This is a genomic window from Paenibacillus xylaniclasticus (assembly GCF_004001065.1).
Classification (GTDB): domain Bacteria; phylum Bacillota; class Bacilli; order Paenibacillales; family Paenibacillaceae; genus Paenibacillus_T; species Paenibacillus_T xylaniclasticus.
Genome location: NZ_BIML01000021.1, coordinates 1 through 1,556 on the forward strand (window position 1 = coordinate 1; position 1,556 = coordinate 1,556).

Annotated in this window: 1 protein-coding gene and 1 tRNA gene; both read right to left on the reverse strand. The window is 46.7% G+C overall.

Annotated elements, in window-relative coordinates:
- Positions 1-213: 213 nt before the first annotated feature.
- Entirely contained in the window at positions 214-1,041 is an 828-nt protein-coding gene (locus PXY01_RS16915) for an ABC transporter ATP-binding protein (RefSeq protein WP_127571431.1), read from the reverse strand.
- Positions 1,042-1,464: 423 nt separating this feature from the next.
- Positions 1,465-1,547 (reverse strand) — tRNA-Leu (locus tag PXY01_RS16920).
- Between the last annotated feature and the right edge of the window lie 9 nt (positions 1,548-1,556).

Here is a 1,556-nt window from a genome sequence, read left to right on the forward strand (position 1 = left end):
CACGTTTCATTCGTTCTCTCGTCGTCGTTCATTATTATCAGCGGCGACAAGAAATAATATAACAGATAAATTAAACAAACGCAACTGTTTTCGCGAAAAAAGTTAAACAAATTTTTCGCAAGTGGAATTGAGCAATAAAAAGCCGCCTCCTGACTAAGCTGGAGACGGTTTATGTAACGCCGCTAACCGGCTGCCAATGACATAATGCCAATACTAAACGACTAGTGCCTCACGCTCGGCTTGAGCTGACGTATGGGGAGAGATAAGCGAATGCGGCAGACATAACGGCACTCCTGTGCGTGGATCATATACGATGTCAGCCTCGATATTGAACACATCACGGAAAATTTGCGGTGTCATTACTTCCTGCGGCGTACCTTCGCCCATAACCTTTCCTTTGCTGATCGCAATCATGTGGTGTGCATAACGGGACGCATGGTTCAAATCGTGAACGACCATGACGACCGTCCGATTGTTCTCCTCGTTCAGCTTCTGAAGGAGCTGCAGAACCTCGAGCTGATGAGCCATATCCAGGAACGTCGTCGGCTCGTCTAGAAACAATATATCTGTCTCCTGAGCGAGCGCCATAGCAATCCATGCCCGTTGACGCTGACCGCCGGACAGCTGATCAACAGGACGATCCGCGAATTCACCCATTCCCGTCGCCTCGATCGCCCAATGAATGACAGAACGATCCTCCTTCGTTAACGATCCGAAGCCTTTCTGATAAGGAAAACGGCCGTATGAGACAAGCTCCGACACCGTAAGACCGTCCGGCGCCGTCGGGTTCTGCGGCAGAATTGCCAGCTGCTTCGCCACTTCCTTCGTCGACTGTTTATGAATCGACTTACCATCCAGAAGCACTTGACCTGCTGCAGGAGACATGATCCGGGCCATCGTCTTCAAAATCGTCGATTTCCCAGAACCGTTCGAACCAACAAGCGCTGTAATTTTGCCGGTAGGAATACCGATATTCAAATTTTGTACAATCAAACGATCATCATATGCAATATTCAGCTGAGCAGTTGTAAGTCGAACCATTGTTCGTCCACTCCCTCTACATTCGCTTCTTAGATTCCATCTCAGTCATCCATACAGCTACATCAGTCCTGCTTATATAGCACAACCATTAGTACGATATGATTGATAACGATTATCACTTTATCATACCCAATGATAATAGTTATCAATTCATCCGTCAATCATTTTCCCTTCATCCTCTTCACTTTGCCAACTCAGCACCTGCAACACAATTTTCGACCTTCATTGGGATTATATGAGCCGTCATCGTACATTCGCCTCATTCCTTGAAATCTAGCTCTCCGTGCAGAATTAAATGAAGGCGATAGACTTAAGGCCGTAGCTGCTTATTTGCTTTACTATTCCTATATCATAGGGGGAGATGATTAATCGCAATATGCAAAAAAGCTCTCGAGATTAACTCGAGAGCGGATTGATTATGTATGGTGCGCGTAGAGGGACTTGAACCCCCACGGTTTCCCGCTGGAACCTAAATCCAGTGCGTCTGCCAATTCCGCCATACGCGCATAATTACT

Excerpts from the sequence above, each read along its gene's own strand:
- PXY01_RS16915 (WP_127571431.1), bottom strand. The coding sequence starts at position 1,041 with ATGGTTCGACTTACAACTGCTCAGCTGAATATTGCATATGATGATCGT.